A 1,017-nucleotide genomic window follows, 5' to 3' on the forward strand; every position below is an offset into this window, starting at 1 on the left:
GAGCCGCTCGGCGACCTGCAGCGCACGTTCGCGCCCCGCGAGCGCCTCGACGAGCGCAAGCGATACCGGAATCGTCGCGGTGACGCCGGTCGTCGTGACGACCTTGCCGTCGGCAACGTAACGCTTGCCGTCGACCCAGCGCGTATCGGTAAACTTCTTGCGGAGATCGTTCATCGAATACCAGTGCCCCGTTGCGCGACGGCCTTCCAGCAGCCCCGCACGGGCAACCACCCAGACGCCGTCGCACACGCCGATGATCGTCGCGCCCTTCTTCGCCTGCTCGGCCACCCATGCCAGCAGCGCCGGATCGCTGTCGCGATGCACGGCCGGCACGATCACATAGTCCGCCCCTTCGGGCACGCGCTGATCGAACTGGGCGGTGGTTTCGTCCGGAATGACGTTCATCGGCGCCGGGAACATCCGGATGGGGCCGGGCTTCGTCGCGAGCGCGACGAGATCCGCCGCGCCCGATTCGGCCACGATGCCATAGGGAACGACGTAATCGGTCAGCTCGGTGTAGTAGTTTTCGCCGACGACGGCGACGATCGGGCGCGTGCGCCCGAAGCGCGGCTGATAGGCGGGCAGCCGGTCTGCGCGTGCCGCCGCGGGCGCCGCGGCCGCCGCAGCTGGCGTCGACGCTTCGCTCGCCGGCCCCGCATGAGCAAGGTTCGCGATACCCGATGCAAACGGCGCGAGCAGCACCATCATCCAGTACAGCATGACTTTTCGCATTGAAGCCTCTCCGTGTATGGAACTCATCCAGTAATCAGGCATGGGGCCCGTGTCGACCGTCATGACGCCGCCGCCGGCGGCAACACGACGTTGAACGTCACGTCGTCGTCGCGCTGCGCGTCCCGGACCTTCAGCGTGATCGTCCACCAGCCGGGCATGCTGAACTTCATCCCTTGCAGCCGATACGTCCCGTTTCCGTCGCCGTCGATCACGCGAGGGCGCGTCGGCAGACCATGCCCGTGCTGGGGCATCCCGCCGCTGACATCGATGCGCGCACCGCGCACG

The 1,017-nt window shown here is 67.6% G+C and carries 2 protein-coding genes; both read right to left on the reverse strand.

All coding sequences use genetic code 11. The features are described 5' to 3' along the window. Positions 1-732: DJ-1/PfpI family protein (locus tag A9Z05_RS33785; RefSeq protein ID WP_176730282.1), on the reverse strand; the 732-nt coding region annotated here is incomplete at its 3' end. A gap of 59 nt (positions 733-791) precedes the next feature. Then, on the reverse strand, positions 792-1,017 hold a 226-nt coding region (locus A9Z05_RS33790), incomplete at its 5' end, for a FixH family protein (protein WP_176730283.1).

This window comes from Burkholderia sp. A2 (genome assembly GCF_001729305.1).
Taxonomy (GTDB): domain Bacteria; phylum Pseudomonadota; class Gammaproteobacteria; order Burkholderiales; family Burkholderiaceae; genus Burkholderia; species Burkholderia sola.